The sequence below is a fragment of the Streptomyces sp. NPDC015346 genome, assembly GCF_043078785.1.
Lineage (GTDB): Bacteria > Actinomycetota > Actinomycetes > Streptomycetales > Streptomycetaceae > Streptomyces.
This window is the reverse complement of record NZ_JBIBTW010000004.1, coordinates 349,828-366,888: the sequence shown is the minus strand read 5'-3', so window position 1 is coordinate 366,888 and position 17,061 is coordinate 349,828. Positions and strand designations below refer to the sequence as shown.

The 17,061-nt window shown below is 68.9% G+C and carries 19 protein-coding genes; 15 read left to right on the top strand and 4 right to left on the bottom strand.

The window, feature by feature from the left end; translation table 11 throughout:
- Position 1 precedes the first annotated feature (1 nt).
- The 11 genes from rplO (at position 2) to truA (ending at position 8,157) form a co-directional block, all read left to right on the top strand.
- Positions 2 to 457: a 50S ribosomal protein L15 gene (gene rplO, locus ACF06X_RS16750; protein WP_392288019.1), complete on the top strand. Its 456-nt coding sequence runs from the start codon at positions 2 to 4 to the stop codon at positions 455 to 457.
- A 235-nt stretch (positions 458 to 692) separates the two neighbouring features.
- The gene (gene secY / locus ACF06X_RS16745) at positions 693 to 2,012 is read left to right on the top strand and encodes a preprotein translocase subunit SecY (RefSeq protein WP_392288018.1); all 1,320 of its coding nucleotides are present in this window, start codon (positions 693 to 695) and stop codon (positions 2,010 to 2,012) included.
- On the top strand, positions 2,012 to 2,662 hold the full coding sequence (locus tag ACF06X_RS16740) for an adenylate kinase (RefSeq protein WP_392288017.1): 651 nt from the start codon (positions 2,012 to 2,014) through the stop codon (positions 2,660 to 2,662). The genes secY and ACF06X_RS16740 overlap by 1 nt, the downstream gene beginning before the upstream one ends.
- A 102-nt stretch (positions 2,663 to 2,764) precedes the next feature.
- A complete protein-coding gene (gene map, locus ACF06X_RS16735; protein WP_392288016.1) occupies positions 2,765 to 3,601 on the top strand; it encodes a type I methionyl aminopeptidase in 837 nt (278 codons plus the stop codon).
- A gap of 139 nt (positions 3,602 to 3,740) precedes the next feature.
- On the top strand, positions 3,741 to 3,962 hold the full coding sequence (gene infA / locus ACF06X_RS16730) for a translation initiation factor IF-1 (RefSeq protein ID WP_003956442.1): 222 nt from the start codon (positions 3,741 to 3,743) through the stop codon (positions 3,960 to 3,962).
- 66 nt (positions 3,963 to 4,028) lie between these two features.
- Positions 4,029 to 4,142 (top strand): 50S ribosomal protein L36, encoded by a 114-nt coding sequence (gene rpmJ / locus ACF06X_RS16725; protein ID WP_003956441.1) that lies wholly within the window; start codon positions 4,029 to 4,031, stop codon positions 4,140 to 4,142.
- Positions 4,143 to 4,343: 201 nt separating this feature from the next.
- Positions 4,344 to 4,724: a 30S ribosomal protein S13 gene (gene rpsM / locus ACF06X_RS16720; RefSeq protein ID WP_392288015.1), complete on the top strand. Its 381-nt coding sequence runs from the start codon at positions 4,344 to 4,346 to the stop codon at positions 4,722 to 4,724.
- A 66-nt stretch (positions 4,725 to 4,790) separates the two neighbouring features.
- Positions 4,791 to 5,195 (top strand): 30S ribosomal protein S11, encoded by a 405-nt coding sequence (gene rpsK, locus ACF06X_RS16715; RefSeq protein WP_003956432.1) that lies wholly within the window; start codon positions 4,791 to 4,793, stop codon positions 5,193 to 5,195.
- 132 nt (positions 5,196 to 5,327) lie between these two features.
- A complete protein-coding gene (locus tag ACF06X_RS16710) occupies positions 5,328 to 6,350 on the top strand; it encodes a DNA-directed RNA polymerase subunit alpha (protein WP_003966937.1) in 1,023 nt (340 codons plus the stop codon).
- Between the two features lie 368 nt (positions 6,351 to 6,718).
- Positions 6,719 to 7,210 carry a 50S ribosomal protein L17 gene (gene rplQ, locus ACF06X_RS16705; RefSeq protein WP_392288014.1) on the top strand — a complete coding sequence of 164 codons (492 nt, stop codon included), beginning with the start codon at positions 6,719 to 6,721 and terminating at the stop codon, positions 7,208 to 7,210.
- Positions 7,211 to 7,299: 89 nt separating this feature from the next.
- The gene (gene truA, locus ACF06X_RS16700; protein WP_392288013.1) at positions 7,300 to 8,157 is read left to right on the top strand and encodes a tRNA pseudouridine(38-40) synthase TruA; all 858 of its coding nucleotides are present in this window, start codon (positions 7,300 to 7,302) and stop codon (positions 8,155 to 8,157) included.
- Here truA and ACF06X_RS16695 read toward each other — a convergent pair.
- Entirely contained in the window at positions 8,128 to 9,024 is an 897-nt protein-coding gene (locus tag ACF06X_RS16695; protein ID WP_392288012.1) for a hypothetical protein, read from the bottom strand. The two genes, truA and ACF06X_RS16695, sit on opposite strands and share 30 nt — an antisense overlap.
- A 56-nt stretch (positions 9,025 to 9,080) precedes the next feature.
- Here ACF06X_RS16695 and ACF06X_RS16690 point away from each other — a divergent pair, with 56 nt between their 5' ends.
- The 4 genes from ACF06X_RS16690 to glmM all read left to right on the top strand — a co-directional run bounded on the left by ACF06X_RS16690 (position 9,081) and on the right by glmM (position 13,469).
- Entirely contained in the window at positions 9,081 to 10,703 is a 1,623-nt protein-coding gene (locus ACF06X_RS16690) for an ABC-F family ATP-binding cassette domain-containing protein (protein ID WP_392288011.1), read from the top strand.
- A 227-nt stretch (positions 10,704 to 10,930) separates the two neighbouring features.
- Entirely contained in the window at positions 10,931 to 11,374 is a 444-nt protein-coding gene (gene rplM / locus ACF06X_RS16685; RefSeq protein ID WP_189600870.1) for a 50S ribosomal protein L13, read from the top strand.
- Positions 11,375 to 11,416: 42 nt separating this feature from the next.
- On the top strand, positions 11,417 to 11,944 hold the full coding sequence (gene rpsI, locus ACF06X_RS16680; protein ID WP_158989449.1) for a 30S ribosomal protein S9: 528 nt from the start codon (positions 11,417 to 11,419) through the stop codon (positions 11,942 to 11,944).
- Positions 11,945 to 12,110: 166 nt separating this feature from the next.
- Complete coding sequence (gene glmM / locus ACF06X_RS16675; protein WP_392288010.1) at positions 12,111 to 13,469, top strand: phosphoglucosamine mutase; 1,359 nt, start codon at positions 12,111 to 12,113, stop codon at positions 13,467 to 13,469.
- An 86-nt stretch (positions 13,470 to 13,555) separates the two neighbouring features.
- Here the strand turns inward: glmM and ACF06X_RS16670 are convergent, their stop codons facing one another.
- The 3 genes from ACF06X_RS16670 to ACF06X_RS16660 all read right to left on the bottom strand — a co-directional run bounded on the left by ACF06X_RS16670 (position 13,556) and on the right by ACF06X_RS16660 (position 16,905).
- Positions 13,556 to 14,503 (bottom strand): DUF389 domain-containing protein, encoded by a 948-nt coding sequence (locus ACF06X_RS16670; RefSeq protein ID WP_392288009.1) that lies wholly within the window; start codon positions 14,501 to 14,503, stop codon positions 13,556 to 13,558.
- A gap of 2 nt (positions 14,504 to 14,505) precedes the next feature.
- Positions 14,506 to 15,507 (bottom strand): type I pantothenate kinase, encoded by a 1,002-nt coding sequence (gene coaA / locus ACF06X_RS16665; protein ID WP_392288008.1) that lies wholly within the window; start codon positions 15,505 to 15,507, stop codon positions 14,506 to 14,508.
- A 918-nt stretch (positions 15,508 to 16,425) separates the two neighbouring features.
- Entirely contained in the window at positions 16,426 to 16,905 is a 480-nt protein-coding gene (locus ACF06X_RS16660) for an ATP-binding protein (protein WP_392288007.1), read from the bottom strand.
- Positions 16,906 to 17,061: the final 156 nt, after the last annotated feature.

Sequence of the window (17,061 nt, the reverse complement as noted above, 5' to 3'; positions counted from 1 at the left end):
CATGGCGGAGAACAGCCCGCTGAAGGCCCACAACCTCCGGCCTGCCCCGGGCGCCAAGACCGCCAAGACCCGTGTGGGTCGTGGCGAGGCGTCCAAGGGTAAGACCGCTGGTCGTGGTACCAAGGGTACGAAGGCCCGTTACCAGGTTCCGCAGCGCTTCGAGGGTGGGCAGATGCCCCTCCACATGCGTCTGCCGAAGCTCAAGGGCTTCAAGAACCCGTTCCGCACCGAGTACCAGGTCGTGAACCTGGACAAGCTCGGCGCTCTCTACCCCGAGGGTGGAGAGGTCACGGTGGCCGACCTGGTCGCCAAGGGCGCGGTGCGCAAGAACAGCCTCGTCAAGGTGCTCGGCACCGGTGAGGTCTCCGTGGCGCTGCAGGTGACGGTCGACGCCGTCTCCGGCTCCGCCAAGGAGAAGATCGCCGCTGCCGGCGGCACCGTCACCGAGCTCGTCTGAGACGACTCGATGGCTTGAACATCCAACCGGGGATGCCTCCCAAAAGGGGCATCCCCGGTTGGTCGTTCCTAGGGGGGCATGGTCGCCGGTAAGGTGGCGTGCACTGTCTATGCTCCGTGCGGTATGCCCGTACGGCCTTGACCGGTATCCGTACCTGTTTCTGTACCTGTTTCTATTCGTCGAACCTCAAGACCGTCACCTCTGACGCACTTGCGCGGGGGTCGCAGGAGGCACCGTGCTCACCGCGTTCGCCCGGGCGTTCAAGACGCCCGACCTGCGCAAGAAGCTGCTCTTCACGCTCGGCATCGTCGTGCTGTACCGGCTCGGGGCACACATCCCCGTCCCCGGTGTCAGCTACAAGGCCGTCCAGCAGTGTGTTGACCAGGCGAGCCAGGGCAACAACTCCCTGTTCGGCCTGGTGAACATGTTCAGTGGCGGAGCGCTGCTGCAGATCACCATCTTCGCGCTCGGCATCATGCCGTACATCACGGCGAGCATCATCCTGCAGCTGCTGACCGTCGTGATCCCGCGACTGGAGGCCCTCAAGAAAGAGGGACAGTCCGGCACCGCCAAGATCACGCAGTACACGCGCTACCTGACGATCGCGCTCGCCATCCTCCAGGGCACGGGTCTCGTGGCGACGGCCCGCACCGGCGCGCTCTTCAGCGGCTGCACGGTCGCCAACCAGGTCGTCCCCGACCAGTCGATCTTCGTGACCATCACCATGGTCATCACCATGACCGCCGGCACCGCCCTCGTCATGTGGCTCGGTGAGCTCATCACCGACCGCGGCATCGGCAACGGCATGTCGATCCTGATGTTCATCTCGATCGCCGCCGGCTTCCCGGGCGCCCTGTGGGCCATCAAGGAGAGCGGCAAGCTCGCCAAGGGCTGGATCGAGTTCGGCACCGTCATCCTGATCGGCTTCGTGATGGTGGCGCTCGTCGTCTTCGTCGAGCAGGCCCAGCGCAGGATCCCGGTGCAGTACGCGAAGCGGATGATCGGCCGCAGGTCCTACGGCGGAACGTCCACTTATATCCCTCTCAAGGTGAACCAGGCAGGTGTGATTCCTGTCATCTTCGCCTCGTCGCTGCTCTACATCCCGGCCTTGATCGCCCAGTTCTCGAACTCCACCGCGGGCTGGAAAACCTGGATCGAAGCCCACTTCGTCAAGGGTGACCACCCCTACTACATCGCTACGTACTTCCTCCTGATCGTGTTCTTCGCCTTCTTCTACGTGGCGATCTCGTTCAACCCCGAGGAAGTCGCGGACAACATGAAGAAGTATGGTGGCTTCATCCCGGGTATCCGGGCTGGTCGACCTACTGCCGAGTATCTGAGCTACGTGCTCAACCGGATCACTTGGCCGGGCTCGCTGTATCTGGGTCTGATCGCTCTTGTGCCGACGATGGCGTTGGCAGGCTTCGGTGGCGCCAATGCCAACTTCCCCTTCGGCGGGACGAGCATCCTCATCATCGTGGGTGTGGGGCTGGAGACCGTGAAGCAGATCGAGAGCCAGCTCCAGCAGCGCAATTACGAAGGGTTCCTCCGCTGATGCGAATCGTCCTCGTCGGACCGCCCGGGGCCGGCAAGGGTACGCAGGCCGCGTTCCTTGCCAAGAACCTGGACATCCCGCACATCTCCACGGGTGACCTGTTCCGCGCCAACATCAGTCAGGGCACGGAGCTGGGCCTCAAGGCCAAGGCGTTCATGGACGCCGGTGACCTGGTGCCCGACGAGGTGACCATCGGCATGGCCAAGGACCGCATGGAGCAGTCGGACGCCGCGAACGGCTTCCTGCTCGACGGCTTCCCGCGCAACGTGGCCCAGGCCGAGGCGCTGGACGTGGTCCTGAAGGCCGAGGACATGCAGCTGGACGCGGTCCTGGACCTGGAGGTCCCCGAGGACGAGGTCGTGAAGCGGATCGCGGGTCGCCGCATCTGCCGCAACGACAGCGCGCACGTCTTCCACGTGACGTACACCCCGCCGAAGGCCGAGGGCGTGTGTGACGTGTGCGGCGGCGAGCTCTACCAGCGCGACGACGACTCCGAGGAGACCGTCCGCCGGCGCCTGGAGGTCTACCACACGCAGACCGAGCCGATCATCGACTACTACCGGGCGCAGAACCTGGTCGTCACGATCTCGGCGCTCGGCAAGGTGGACGAGGTCACCGCACGCGCGATGGCGGCGCTGAAGAAGAGCTGACGCTCACCCCTGTTCCACGGATACGGCCGCGGTGCCCCTCGGGGGCGCCGCGGCCGTATCGTTGTTCTGTTCCCCGTATCCGAAGGAAAGGCCCCCGCCGCGATGGTGCAGATCAAGACCCCCGAGCAGATCGCGAAGATGCGCGAGGCCGGGCTGGTCGTCGCCGCCATCCACGCGGCGACCCGGGAGGCGGCCGTGCCGGGCGCCACGACGAAGGACCTGGACGAGGTCGCCCGCAAGGTGATCGCCGACCACGGCGCGAAGTCGAACTTCCTCGGGTACGGCGGCTTCCCCGCGACGATCTGCACCTCGGTGAACGAGGTCGTCGTCCACGGCATCCCGGACGAGAAGACGGTCCTCAAGGACGGGGACATCATCTCGATCGACTGCGGCGCGATCGTCGACGGCTGGCACGGGGACGCGGCGTACACGGCCTTCGTGGGCACGGGGCACGCCCCGGAGCTGATCGAGCTCTCCCGGGTGACCGAGGAGTCGATGTGGGCCGGCATCGCCGCGATGAAGAACGGCAACCGGCTGGTGGACATCTCGCGCGCGATCGAGACGTACATCCGCCGCCAGCCGAAGCCCGGCGGCGGCAAGTACGGCATCGTCGAGGACTACGGCGGCCACGGCATCGGCACCGAGATGCACATGGACCCGCACCTGCTGAACTACGTCTCCCGCAAGCGCGGCAAGGGCCCGAAGCTGGTCCCCGGCTTCTGCCTGGCGATCGAGCCGATGGTCTCCCTCGGCACGCCGCACACCGAGGTCCTCGCCGACGACTGGACGGTCATCACGACGGACGGCACCTGGTCCTCCCACTGGGAGCACTCGGTGGCCCTCACGGAGGCCGGACCCCTGGTCCTGACCTCCCCGGACGGCGGCAAGGCGAAGCTGGCGGAGCTGGGCGTGACGGCGGCCCCCGATCCGCTGGCGTAACGATCTCCGCGGGTGGGCATTCTTCCTGGATTCGTCTTTTCCAGGGGCCTGACGTAGACTGATGCGTCGGCTCTCGTGTACCCGTGTGTCTTCACCCGGGGCGAGAGTCGATCAAGGTAGCCGATTCGAAAGGCGAAGCGTGGCCAAGAAGCAAGGTGCCATCGAAATCGAGGGCACCGTGATCGAGTCCCTCCCGAACGCCATGTTCAAGGTGGAGCTCCAGAACGGTCACAAGGTCCTCGCGCACATCTCCGGCAAGATGCGGATGCACTACATCCGAATCCTTCCGGACGACCGGGTCGTCGTGGAGCTCTCTCCGTACGACCTGACGCGTGGCCGGATCGTCTACCGGTACAAGTAGATCTTGCCCGCACCCCGCATCTTCCGTGCGCGGGTGGTGGCACTGACCCGGAGAACCTCACATCCCATGAAGGTCAAGCCGAGCGTCAAGAAGATCTGCGACAAGTGCAAGGTGATCCGCCGTCACGGCCGGGTCATGGTCATCTGCGACAACCTGCGCCACAAGCAGCGCCAGGGCTGACGCACGCCGACCGACCTGCACCTCCGCAGTTCTTCGCGCGACGCAAGCAACGTACATATGGCAAAGCCCGCCCAGCCCGCAAGGGTCGGCGGCACCTCCGGCGGGGGCCGGGGACCCGGACGTACCACTTCTTTGACATCAAAGGGGTCGGCGGTCGGGAGCGGCTTTGTTGAAGACCCCCGAACACACAGGAGCCATTGAATGGCACGCGTTTCCGGTGTTGACATCCCGCGCGAAAAGCGTGTGGAGATCGCACTCACCTACGTCTTCGGTATCGGGCGTACCCGGTCCAAGGAGATCCTCGCCTCGACCGGCGTGAACCCGAACACCCGCGTTCGTGACCTGGCCGAAGAGGACCTCGTCAAGATCCGCGAGTACGTGGACGCCAACCTCCAGACCGAGGGTGACCTCCGCCGCGAGATCCAGGGCGACATCCGCCGCAAGATCGAGATCGGCTGCTACCAGGGCATCCGCCACCGTCGCGGCCTCCCGGTCCACGGTCAGCGCACCAGCACGAACGCCCGTACCCGCAAGGGCCCGCGTCGCGCCATCGCCGGCAAGAAGAAGCCGGGCAAGAAGTAGTCCTCAGCGGACGCTTGACCACACGGTCTTCGCTGTAGGACCGACCACCTCCCGTAGGAGATATAGATGCCCCCCAAGGGTCGTCAGGGCGCTGCCAAGAAGGTGCGCCGCAAGGAAAAGAAGAACGTCGCTCACGGCCACGCGCACATCAAGAGCACGTTCAACAACACGATCGTCTCGATCACGGACCCCTCGGGCAACGTGATCTCCTGGGCCTCCGCCGGCCACGTCGGCTTCAAGGGCTCGCGCAAGTCGACTCCGTTCGCCGCGCAGATGGCCGCCGAGTCGGCCGCTCGCCGCGCGCAGGAGCACGGCATGCGCAAGGTCGACGTCTTCGTGAAGGGTCCGGGCTCCGGCCGCGAGACCGCGATCCGCTCCCTCCAGGCCACGGGCCTCGAGGTCGGTTCGATCCAGGACGTCACCCCCACGCCGCACAACGGCTGCCGTCCGCCGAAGCGTCGTCGCGTCTGACGCACGACCGGTGACGGTCTGAGTGTCCGGGCGGTACGACCCCTTCGGGGGCCGTGCCGCCCGTACCCTTGCAGTACCAGCAGTGCCTCAGGACATCAAATAGTGGGTGTCCATGACTGAAGGAACCACATCATGCTGATCGCTCAGCGTCCCTCGCTGACCGAAGAGGTCGTCGACGAATTCCGTTCGCGGTTCGTCATCGAGCCCCTGGAGCCGGGCTTCGGCTACACGCTCGGCAACAGCCTCCGTCGTACGCTCCTCTCCTCGATCCCGGGTGCGGCGGTCACGTCCATCCGCATCGACGGTGTCCTGCACGAGTTCACCACCGTGCCGGGCGTCAAGGAGGACGTCACCGACCTCATCCTGAACATCAAGCAGCTGGTCGTCTCCTCGGAGCACGACGAGCCGGTCGTGATGTACCTGCGCAAGCAGGGTCCGGGTCTGGTCACCGCCGCCGACATCGCCCCGCCGGCCGGTGTCGAGGTGCACAACCCCGACCTGGTCCTCGCCACGCTCAACGGCAAGGGCAAGCTGGAGATGGAGCTGACCGTCGAGCGCGGTCGCGGCTACGTCTCCGCCGTGCAGAACAAGCAGGTGGGCCAGGAGATCGGCCGTATCCCGGTCGACTCCATCTACTCGCCGGTGCTCAAGGTCACGTACAAGGTCGAGGCGACCCGTGTCGAGCAGCGCACCGACTTCGACAAGCTGATCGTCGACGTCGAGACCAAGCAGGCCATGCGGCCGCGTGACGCCATGGCGTCGGCCGGTAAGACCCTGGTCGAGCTGTTCGGTCTGGCGCGCGAGCTCAACATCGACGCCGAGGGCATCGACATGGGCCCGTCCCCGACGGACGCCGCCCTCGCCGCGGACCTGGCGCTGCCGATCGAGGAGCTCGAGCTCACCGTTCGTTCGTACAACTGCCTCAAGCGCGAGGGCATCCACTCCGTGGGTGAGCTCGTGGCGCGCTCGGAGGCCGACCTGCTCGACATCCGCAACTTCGGTGCGAAGTCGATCGACGAGGTCAAGGCGAAGCTGGCCGGCATGGGCCTGGCCCTCAAGGACAGCCCGCCCGGATTCGACCCGACCGCCGCGGCGGACGCCTTCGGCGCCGACGACGACGCGGACGCGGGCTTCGTCGAGACCGAGCAGTACTAGTCACCGGCCCGGCGGGACCGGCCCCTCGGGGCCGGCCCCGCCGCGACGGGTGCACCCCCGGGGCTCCGCCCCGGACCCCCCCGGCCTCCGGCCGGGAAGCGCAGCGGCCTCGCGGCCGCGCGCCGCGTGACTTCCGGGCCTCGCGGCCCGGGGATCCCTCCGGCCTTCGGCCGGGAAACGCAGCGGCCTCGCGGCCGCGGCGCATGCCTGGGCCTCGGCCCGGGCCGTCGGGCCGTGAGGCCCGGCAGACTCCGGGCCTCGGTCCGGGAATTCCTCCGGCTTCGGCCGGATCTCCGTCGGGCAGACGCCCGCGCGGACACTGACACCGGTACCTCACACGGCCGGTGCAGATCAGAAGGAGAAACACCATGCCGCGTCCCACCAAGGGTGCCCGCCTCGGCGGCAGCGCCGCTCACGAGCGTCTGCTGCTCGCGAACCTGGCGAAGTCGCTCTTCGAGCACGGCCGCATCACCACGACCGAGGCCAAGGCCCGCCGCCTGCGTCCGGTCGCCGAGCGCCTGATCACCAAGGCGAAGAAGGGCGACATCCACAACCGTCGCCTGGTGCTGCAGACGATCACCGACAAGGGCATCGTCCACACCCTCTTCACCGAGATCGCCCCGCGCTACGCCGAGCGTCCGGGTGGCTACACCCGTATCACCAAGATCGGCAACCGTCGTGGCGACAACGCCCCGATGGCCGTGATCGAGCTCGTCGAGGGCGAGATCGCCAAGAAGGCGACCGTCGCCGAGGCCGAGGCCGCCACCAAGCGTGCGGTCAAGGAGGACGAGGCCAAGGTCGAGGAGACCAAGGCCGAGGACGCCACCGAGGCTCCGGCCGAGGAGGCGAAGGACGCGTAAGCGTTCTTCCGTTTTTCTCGTGGGCGGGCCCGTACCCCTTGGGGTGCGGGCCCGCCTCCGTACGCAGAGGTTTCGAGAGGATTCAGCGCGTGAGCGACGACGTGCAGGCCGGGTTCGTACGCATCCGGCTCGACCTGTCCTACGACGGCAAGGACTTCTCCGGCTGGGCCAAGCAGGCCCACGGGCAGCGCACCGTCCAGGGCGACATCGAGGACGCCCTGCGGACCGTCACCCGGTCCAAGGAGACGTACGAGCTGACCGTCGCCGGCCGGACCGACTCCGGCGTGCACGCGCGCGGGCAGGTCGCCCACGTCGACCTCCCCGTCGAGCTGTGGGCCGAGCACCGCGACAAGCTGCTCCGGCGGCTTGCGGGGCGCCTCTCCCACGACGTACGGGTGTGGAAGCTCACCGAGGCCCCCAGCGGCTTCAACGCCCGCTTCTCCGCCGTCTGGCGCCGCTACGCCTACCGCGTCACCGACAACCCCGGCGGTGTCGACCCGCTCCTGCGCGGCCACGTCCTGTGGCACGACTGGGCCCTCGACATGGACGCCATGAACGCCGCCGCCGAGCGGCTCGTCGGCGAGCACGACTTCGCCGCGTACTGCAAGAAGCGCGACGGCGCCACCACCATCCGGACGCTCCAGGAGCTCCGCTGGGAGCGGCGGCCCGGCGGCATCCTCGAAGCGACCGTGAAGGCCGACGCCTTCTGCCACAACATGGTCCGCTCGCTCGTCGGCGCCCTGCTGTTCGTCGGCGACGGGCACCGCCCCGTCGACTGGCCCGCGAAGGTGCTCGCCGCGGGCGTCCGGGACTCGGCCGTCCACGTCGTACGTCCCCACGGGCTCACCCTCGAAGAGGTCGGCTACCCGGCCGACGAGCTCCTGGCCGCCCGCAATCTGGAGGCCAGGAACAGGCGGTCACTCCCCGGGAGCGCCGGCTGCTGCTGAGGCCTGGGCGCGGCCGCGGGCGTAGATCTGGTTGAAGGCGAAGGTGGCCAGGTCGTCGCTGACCTCGTAGATGGGCTTGTCGGCCGTCGTGACCCGCTTGCCGTCGGCGAAGCCGGCGGTCGTGAAGTAGGCGTACCGGCCGATCGAGTTCGAGCGCCAGAGACAGACCGTCGCGCGGCAGAACTCGGCCACGCCCGAGCCGGCGAGCGGGGCGACACCGCCCTTTGCCTGGTCCTTCGCCTTCAGCGCCTCCGCCTCGGTGGAGAAGACCGCCACACCGACGGTGATCGCGACGCCGTCCTTCACGTAGGTGGCACGGATCACACGGTCGCAGCCGTTCCGCTTCAGGATCGGGCCGAGCCCGCCCTGTGTGACGCTCGCGCAGTTCGTGGTCGAGGAGGTCGCGCCCTTCTTGTACGCGCGGCCGCTCATCGTGAGTTTCTTGCCCGGGAAGAGGCCCTCGGCGCTGAGCGGGGCCTTGTCCTTCGTCTCGTTCGAGATGAAGTCCTTCGGGTTCGGCGGGGGCGGCGGGGCCACGGACGAGAACGTCGGCTCCGGAGTGGGGGAGTCGGTGGGCGCGGAGCCCGTGGGGGTGACCGAGCCGTTCTTCGCCGTGTCCTCGCCCTTCCCGCTGCTCACGACCGCGGTGGCGACGAGCGCGCCGACCACGAGGGTCGCGAGCGCGCCGCCGCCGATCATCAGCCAGCGCTTGCGCCGCCGGCCGGCCGCCGAGGCGTCCGCCAGGGCACCCCAGTCGGGTGTCTGCGGTGCCTGCGCCCCGGGAAACGGGTTCGGCTGCTGTCCGTACGGCTGCTGCTGACCGTGCTGCTGCGGCTCCTGCGGCCACTGCGGTCCCCCAAAGCTCATGCCGCGCATCCTAATCCGGTTGGGAACAGGCGGTGCGGGCGGCGACAATGCGCACCATGGGACATGTCGAGGCCGCGCATCTGGAGTACTACCTTCCGGACGGGAGGGTGCTTCTCGCCGATGCCTCCTTCCGCGTGGGGGAAGGCGCGGTGGTCGCCCTCGTCGGGGCCAACGGCGCGGGGAAGACCACGCTGCTCCGGATGATCGCCGGTGAGCTCCAGCCGCACGGCGGCACGGTCACCGTCAGCGGCGGCCTCGGGGTGATGCCGCAGTTCGTGGGGTCGGTGCGCGACGAGCGTACGGTCCGCGACCTGCTGGTCTCCGTGGCCCAGCCCCGCATCCGTGAGGCCGCGAAGGCGGTCGACGAGGCCGAGCACCTGATCATGACGGTCGACGACGAGGCCGCGCAGATGAAGTACGCGCAGGCCCTCAGCGACTGGGCCGAGGTCCAGGGGTACGAGGCCGAGACGGTCTGGGACATGTGCACGACGGCCGCCCTCGGCGTCCCGTACGAGAAGGCGCAGTTCCGCGAGGTGCGCACGCTCAGCGGCGGCGAGCAGAAGCGGCTGGTCCTGGAGTCCCTGCTGCGCGGCACCGACGAGGTGCTGCTCCTGGACGAGCCGGACAACTATCTCGACGTGCCCGGCAAGCGGTGGCTGGAGGAGCGGCTGCGGGAGACCCGTAAGACCGTGCTCTTCATCTCCCACGACCGGGAGCTGCTGGCCCGGGCCGCGCAGAAGATCGTCGCGGTCGAGCCGGGTCCGGCCGGGTCCGACGTCTGGGTGCACGGCGGCGGCTTCGACACCTTCCACGAGGCGCGGCGGGAGCGGTTCGCCCGGTTCGAGGAGCTGAAGCGCCGCTGGGAGGAGAAGCACGCCCAGCTGAAGAAGCTGGTGGTCAACCTGCGGCAGGCGGCGGCGGTCAGCCACGAGATGGCGTCCCGGTACGCGGCCGCGCAGACCCGGCTGAAGAAGTTCGAGGAGGCCGGCCCGCCGCCGGAGCCCCCGCGCGAGCAGGACATCCGGATGCGGCTGCGCGGCGGCCGGACCGGCGTACGGGCGGTGACAGCTGAGAATCTTGAGCTGACCGGGCTGATGAAGCCGTTCTCGCTGGAGATCTTCTACGGGGAGCGGATCGGCGTCCTCGGCTCGAACGGCTCGGGCAAGTCGCACTTCCTGCGGCTGCTCGCCGGGGACCCCTCGGTCGCGCACACGGGGACGTGGAAGCTGGGCGCGCGGGTCGTCCCGGGCCACTTCGCCCAGACCCACGCCCACCCGGAGCTGCAGGGCCGGACCCTCGTCGACATCCTGTGGACGGAGCACGCGAAGGACCGGGGCGGGGCGATGTCGGTGCTGCGCCGGTACGAGCTGGAGGGGCAGGGGGACCAGCCCTTCGAGAAGCTCTCCGGCGGGCAGCAGGCCCGTTTCCAGATCCTGCTCCTGGAGCTGTCCGGCACGACGGCGCTGCTGCTCGACGAGCCGACGGACAACCTGGACCTGGAGTCGGCGGAGGCCCTGCAGGACGGCCTGGAGTCGTACGAGGGCACGGTGCTCGCGGTGACGCACGACCGGTGGTTCGCGAAGACCTTCGACCGCTTCCTGGTCTTCGGGTCGGACGGGGTCGTGCGGGAGACGACGGAGCCCGTCTGGGACGAGCGGCGGGTGGAGCGCGCGCGCTGACCTGGTGCCTCGCTGCGTTTTGACCCGTCGGGGGCGGCGCGGGTACTGTTGCGGTTTGTTATGCGTATTGGCTTCGTCGCTCTCGCGCGAAGAACCCGTACGCAGGTTCCCTGGAGCAGTTACCAGTGGTTTGCATACGGGCGATGATCCCGGCAGTGCAGGCCCCAGCTGCATGATCGCTTCAGGTGTGTCTGGACTCCATCCACTGAAGAAGCGAAGGCTACGAAGTGCGTACGTACAGCCCCAAGCCCGGCGATGTCACTCGCCAGTGGCACATCATCGACGCGCAGGACGTTGTCCTGGGCCGTCTGGCGACCACGGCTGCGAACCTCCTGCGAGGCAAGCACAAGCCGATCTACGCCCCGCACATGGACATGGGCGACTTCGTCATCATCATCAACGCTGACAAGGTCCACCTGTCCGGCAACAAGAAGACCCAGAAGCTGGCGTACCGCCACTCCGGTTTCCCGGGCGGTCTGCGCTCCGTCCGTTACGACGAGCTGCTGGAGAAGAACCCCGAGAAGGCCGTCGAGAAGGCCATCAAGGGCATGATCCCCAAGAACTCCCTGGGCCGTCAGATGCTCTCGAAGCTGAAGGTCTACGCGGGTGAGAACCACCCGCACGCTGCCCAGCAGCCGGTCCCGTTCGAGATCACCCAGGTCGCGCAGTAGTTCCGGCCACCCCCTAAGAACGAAAGAAATCTGAGGAGAATCGTGGCCGAGACCACTGTTGAGACCCCCGTCGAGGGCGTCGAGGGCGAGGAGACCTACGCGGAGGTCACCACCTTCGAGTCCGAGGTCCCCGTCGAGGGCGAGTACACCACCGAGTCCCTGGCTTCCCGCTTCGGCGACCCCCAGCCGGCCGCCGGCCTGGGCCGTCGCAAGAACGCCATCGCCCGCGTCCGGATCGTTCCGGGCACCGGCAAGTGGAAGATCAACGGTCGCACCCTCGAGGACTACTTCCCGAACAAGGTGCACCAGCAGGAAGTCAACGAGCCCTTCAAGGTGCTCGAGCTCGACAACCGCTACGACGTCATCGCCCGCATCTCGGGTGGCGGCGTCTCCGGCCAGGCCGGCGCCCTGCGCCTCGGTGTGGCCCGTGCGCTGAACGAGGCGGATGTCGAGAACAACCGCCCGGCGCTGAAGAAGGCCGGCTTCCTCTCCCGCGACGACCGTGCGGTCGAGCGCAAGAAGGCCGGTCTCAAGAAGGCCCGTAAGGCCCCGCAGTACAGCAAGCGTTAATCTGCCTGCTCGACCTGCTTTGCACGTACGCCCCGGCGGCACTGCCCGTGCTGCCGGGGCGTACGTCTTTTCCTCCCCCTGAGTACGTTCTGGTCGGCTCGCGCAGTAAAAACGGGCATCACAGGCTCAGGGGATCGCACTTTCGGAGCAGTTTCGGAGGACAGCTGTGGGACGACTCTTCGGCACGGACGGTGTGCGCGGTGTGGCCAACGCGGATCTGACGGCGGAGCTCGCGCTCGGCCTGTCGGTCGCGGCGGCGCACGTGCTCGCCGAAGCGGGGACCTTCGAGGGCCATCGGCCGACCGCCGTGGTCGGGCGCGACCCGCGTGCGTCGGGAGAGTTCCTGGAGGCCGCCGTCGTGGCGGGCCTCGCGAGCGCGGGTGTCGACGTCCTGCGCGTCGGCGTGCTGCCCACCCCCGCCGTGGCCTATCTCACCGGGGCGCTCGGCGCCGACCTCGGCGTGATGCTCTCCGCCAGCCACAACGCGATGCCCGACAACGGCATCAAGTTCTTCGCCCGCGGTGGCCACAAGCTCGCCGACGAGCTGGAGGACCGGATCGAGTCCCTCTACGAGGAGCACCGCACCGGCGCCCCCTGGGAGCGGCCGACCGGCTCCGGCGTCGGCCGGGTCCGCGACTACGACGAGGGCTTCGACAAGTACGTCGCCCACCTCATCGCCGTCCTGCCGAACCGGCTCGACGGGCTCAAGGTCGTCCTCGACGAGGCCCACGGCGCCGCCGCGCGCGTGTCGCCCGAGGCGTTCTCCCGGGCCGGCGCCGAGGTCGTCACCATCGGTGCCGAACCGAACGGCCTCAACATCAACGACGGCTGCGGCTCCACCCACCTCGACCTGCTCAAGGCCGCCGTCGTCGAGCACGGCGCGGACCTCGGCATCGCCCACGACGGCGACGCGGACCGCTGCCTCGCCGTCGACGCGGCGGGCAACGAGGTCGACGGCGACCAGATCCTCGCCGTCCTCGCGCTCGCGATGCGCGAGGCCGGGACGCTGCGCGGCGACACCGTCGTCGCGACCGTGATGTCCAACCTCGGCTTCAAGCTCGCCATGGAGCGCGAGGGGCTGCGGCTCGTACAGACGGCGGTCGGCGACCGCTATGTCCTGGAGTCCATGAAGGAGCACGGGTACGCGCTGGGCGGCGAGCAGTCCGGGCACGTGATCGTGCTCGACCACGCCACCACCGGCGACGGCACCCTGACCGGCCTGATGCTGGCCGCCCGGCTCACGGCGACGGGCAAGTCCCTCGCCGAGCTGGCCGGTGTGATGGAGCGCCTGCCCCAGGTGCTCGTCAACGTCCGCGACGTCGACAAGACGCGCGTGACGACCTCGGGAGAGCTGGCCGCGGCGGTCACCGAGGCCGAGCGCGAGCTCGGCACCACCGGCCGGGTGCTGCTGCGTTCCTCCGGGACGGAGCCGCTGGTACGCGTGATGGTGGAGGCCGCCGACATCGAGCAGGCGCGGTCGGTGGCGGGCCGGCTCGCCGACGTGGTGAAGTCCACGCTGGGCTAGCTTCTTCGAGCTGATGACGATGACGAGCAGGCCCCGCCGCCCGGGAGACCGGGAGGCGGGGCCTTCGCATGTTGGGGGAGCGTCGCTCAGCGCTTACCGGTACGGGTCCAGCGGCCGCGCTGGGTCCGCCAGAGCAGCTTCTGTCCGTACAGCGTCAGAATGCCCGCCAGCATGATGCCGAGCAGGTTCAGCAGCAGCTGCTCCGCCGAGCCCCACATCTGGCCGACCTGCCCGTAGCTGAGGGCCACGGCGGCGTTCGCGGCGGCCGGGACCGTGGTGACCGAGATCGCGACGCCCACCAGGGCCCCGGACTTCGACGAGGTCAGCGAGAGGACGCCGGCCACCCCGGCGAGGACCGCCACGACGAAGGAGAACGGGTCCGGCTGCCAGATGAAGCTCGTGTTGGGCCGGGGATCGTCGAGCTGATCCTCACTGAACAGATCCAGCGCGTCCATCCCCAGACTGAAGACGGTGGTCGCCGCTATCGCCACCGCGAAACCGATCAGCAGCGCTGTCAGGGAGCGCGCGGCCAGCCTCGGAGCCCGCCGCACCACACCCGTACAGACACCGGCGAGCGGACCGAACTCCGGGCCGACCGCCATCGCGCCCACGATCAGGATCGCGTTGTCCAGGACGACACCACAGGCCGCGATCATCGTCGCCAGGATCATGAACGCGCAATAGGTGATCGAGAGGGTCGACTCCTCGTGGGTCGCCTCGGACATCTGCTCCCAGAGCACCGCGTCGGCGCCCTCGCCCGGAGCCTCCTCCTCGGCGTCGTCCGCGCGCTTGGAGAGGGAGAGATCGATGTTCTCGACGGCGATCGAGCCGTCCTGATCGATGTTCAGGTCGCGCAGTCCGCCGAGCAGTTCGTCACCCGCCTCGCGCGCGACGTCACACAGCACCACGTCGCCGGAGGGGTCCCGGGCGGCCCCGGGCAGGACGACCAGATGGGTGGTGCCGACGGTCTTCTCGATGAGCTGGACCGTCGCCTCCGTGTGCTCGGAAGGAACGATTATCCGCAGATGCAGCATCCTCAGAGCTTACGGAGGCTCAGGCGCTGCACCTTGTGATCGGGGCCCTTGCGGACGACGAGCGTCGCACGGCCGCGCGTGGGAGCCACGTTCTCCAGGAGGTTCACCTTGTTGATCGTCCGCCACATCGTGCGGGCGTAGTCCAGCGCCTCCTCCTCGGAGACCTGGGTGTAGCGCTGGAAGTACGAGAAGGGGTTCTGGAACGCCGTCTCGCGCAGCTTGCGGAAACGGTTGAGGTACCAGCGCTCGATGTCCTCGGGCCGGGCGTCGACGTACACCGAGAAGTCGAAGTAGTCGGCGAGACCGACGCGGGTACGGCCGTCCTTGCCGGGCAGGGCCGGCTGGAGGACGTTGAGCCCCTCGACGATCAGGATGTCGGGGCGGCGCACGACGAGCCGCTCGCCGGGCACGATGTCGTAGATCAGGTGGGAGTAGACGGGGGCCGTGACCTCGTCCTTGCCCGCCTTGATGTCGGCGACGAACCGGGTCAGGGCTCTTCTGTCGTACGACTCGGGGAAGCCCTTACGGGACATGAGGCCGCGAGCCTTGAGCTCCTCCATGGGATAGAGGAAGCCGTCGGTGGTGACCAGCTCCACGCTCGGGTGCTCCGGCCAGCGGGCGAGGAGCGCCTGGAGGAGACGGGCGACGGTGGACTTGCCGACCGCGACGGAACCGGCGACCCCTATGACGAAGGGGGTGCCACGCTGCTCGCCCCGCTCGCCGAGGAAGGTGTTCAGGGCGCCGCGCAGACCGCTGGTGGCCTGGACGTAGAGGTTGAGCAGACGGGAGAGCGGGAGGTAGACGTCGCGGACCTCGTCGAGGTCGATGACGTCGCCGAGGCCACGGAGCCGCTCGACCTCGTCGGCGGAGAGCGGAAGCGGCGTCTTGTCGCGCAGCGCGCTCCACTCGGCGCGGGTGAGGTCCACGTAGGGGGTGGCCTCGGGCCGGCGCTGGCCGTTGCCGTTGCCATTGCCGGGGGCGCTTCGTGGCGGCGAAGTGATCACAGGGCCATTGTCGGGGGTCGGGGGCGGTTGTGGGGGGTGGGGTGGGTCACGCGGGGGGCTCGGGGGGCTCGGGGGGCTCGGGGGCCTTGGGGTGGGCCGGGTTCGTGGGTTTCTGGTGGTGGCCGCCCTCTCTCCGAGTGTGGCGCCCTCCGCCGGCCCCTCAAGGGCGCTCCTTCGTCGCGTCGCTGCGCGATGGGCTCCGCCCACCCTTGACCGCCCGGCTCCGGGCGCCTTTTCACACTCGGAGGGCGGCCCGGGGTGGGGTCCCCACGCCTTCGCAGAATCGTTCCTCCGTTGGGCGGGCGCCTGCGGCCGCGTGGGTGGATTGCGCGGCAGTGGAGTGGGGCGGCCCGGCCCGGCTTAGCGAGTGACCTTCGGTGGGCGGTGGGGCTTCATGCCCCGCTGGGCACTGTCCGGCAGCCAAAACCGCAGCGAACTTGCCCCGCCGAGGCCCGGTATCCCCGCAAATGGGGCATCCGGTCCGGTGTTACCGGAAGTAGGCAGCACTTAGGCACGCTGGAAGCCCCGAATGGGCGCCCGACCCCCCACCGGAACAGCCGCCAGCGGGGCATGAGGCCCGGCCAACGGACGGCCGTCAGCCGCTAAGCCGTGCCGGGCCGCCCCATTCCACTGCCGCGCAATCCACCCACCGCCCCGCACACGCCCACGGCGCTGCGCGCCGAGGAAGCCGGCGCGTGGGGACCCCACCCCCGGGCCGCCCTCCGAGAGTTTTCACGCGCCCGGAGGTGGCGGGTCAAGGGTGGAGCGCAGCGGAATCGGCGGAGCCGACGCGACGAAGGAGCGCCCTTGACGCGTCGCCGGAGGGCGCGACTCTCGGAAGGAAGGGCGGCCAGCGCCAGAAGCAGCCGGAAACGCTCGCCCGGAGTGCCTGCCCGCACTGCCGTCGGGCGCTTCCGGTCAGGCTGCCTGGGTCAGCCCCGGCGTGGGTGCCAGTTCGCACCAGAGGAGTTTGCCGCCGCGCCCGAAGAGGTCGTCGCCCAGCGGGTAGCCACCCCAGTTGTCGGCGCAGAACTGGACCAGCAGGAGGCCCCGGCCGGTCTCGCTGTCCGCCGGCGGATGCGTCGGTACGGCCCGCAGTGCGCCGGGGGGCCTGTCGAACGGTGGCGGGATGAGCGGGTTGGTGTCCCAGACGCTGATCCGTAGCCATCCGCCGTCCATGTGCCGAAGGCGGAGCATGGCCGGGCCGCAGGAGTGCCGGTACGCGTTGGTGATCAGCTCGCAGGCGAGCAGCTCGGCGGTGTCGAGACGGTCCTCCATGCCGTGGCCCCCGAGGGCGGCGCGCAGCGTCATGCGGGCGACGCGGGGTGCGCGGGGATCGTGGGGGAGGTGGAGGACGTACGACCAGGGGGCGTGCGGGGATGGGGCTACGGTGGTCACGGAAGTCTCCTGCGAGGAGGTGGAGTTGGGTCACTCTGCGACGGCGGGCCGTGCGGTGGCATTGCCGCGTGGACGCGGTGCGCTTCCGGCTCGGCCGAGGGGCTTGAGTCACACCGTAGAGCTCGTGTTGATATACCTACCAGCGATCTAATGAGA

Excerpts from the sequence above, each read along its gene's own strand:
- rplO (WP_392288019.1), top strand. The coding sequence starts at position 2 with ATGGCGGAGAACAGCCCGCTGAAGGCCCACAACCTCCGGCCTGCCCCG.
- ACF06X_RS16740 (WP_392288017.1), top strand. The coding sequence starts at position 2,012 with ATGCGAATCGTCCTCGTCGGACCGCCCGGGGCCGGCAAGGGTACGCAG.
- map (WP_392288016.1), top strand. The coding sequence starts at position 2,765 with ATGGTGCAGATCAAGACCCCCGAGCAGATCGCGAAGATGCGCGAGGCC.
- rpmJ (WP_003956441.1), top strand. The coding sequence starts at position 4,029 with ATGAAGGTCAAGCCGAGCGTCAAGAAGATCTGCGACAAGTGCAAGGTG.
- rpsM (WP_392288015.1), top strand. The coding sequence starts at position 4,344 with ATGGCACGCGTTTCCGGTGTTGACATCCCGCGCGAAAAGCGTGTGGAG.
- rpsK (WP_003956432.1), top strand. The coding sequence starts at position 4,791 with ATGCCCCCCAAGGGTCGTCAGGGCGCTGCCAAGAAGGTGCGCCGCAAG.
- ACF06X_RS16710 (WP_003966937.1), top strand. The coding sequence starts at position 5,328 with ATGCTGATCGCTCAGCGTCCCTCGCTGACCGAAGAGGTCGTCGACGAA.
- rplQ (WP_392288014.1), top strand. The coding sequence starts at position 6,719 with ATGCCGCGTCCCACCAAGGGTGCCCGCCTCGGCGGCAGCGCCGCTCAC.
- ACF06X_RS16695 (WP_392288012.1), bottom strand. The coding sequence starts at position 9,024 with ATGAGCTTTGGGGGACCGCAGTGGCCGCAGGAGCCGCAGCAGCACGGT.
- ACF06X_RS16690 (WP_392288011.1), top strand. The coding sequence starts at position 9,081 with ATGGGACATGTCGAGGCCGCGCATCTGGAGTACTACCTTCCGGACGGG.
- ACF06X_RS16670 (WP_392288009.1), bottom strand. The coding sequence starts at position 14,503 with ATGCTGCATCTGCGGATAATCGTTCCTTCCGAGCACACGGAGGCGACG.